1 protein-coding gene is annotated in these 279 nt (G+C 69.5%); it reads right to left on the reverse strand.

What is annotated here, in order from left to right:
* The coding region (locus I8N68_RS32570; RefSeq protein WP_200216942.1) for a hypothetical protein at positions 1 to 279 on the reverse strand (279 nt) is incomplete at both ends.

A 279-nucleotide genomic window follows, 5' to 3' on the forward strand; every position in this document is an offset into this window, starting at 1 on the left:
ATTGAGGCTGCGTGACCCGCCACGGCCCTGGAGCGTGGCGAGGTCCTCGACGTAGATGACGGTGGCGCCGAGGGTGGTCGCGTGGTCGACGAGCCACCGCGCCGACGACCAGGCAAGAGCCTTGTTGAGATGCCGGATCCGCGCGCACACCGCCGAGTGTTCGGCCTGCAGGAGGGCAAGCTTCGCATTCAATGCCGCCGCGGCAGGGTTGTGGGTGGGCCGGCCGTCACGCAGCCGGGACAGGTGGTCGGCTTTGGTGTGGAGGTGTTCGCGGTGGCC

Source organism: Micromonospora coerulea (assembly GCF_016598485.1).
Taxonomy (GTDB): Bacteria; Actinomycetota; Actinomycetes; order Mycobacteriales; family Micromonosporaceae; genus Micromonospora; species Micromonospora coerulea.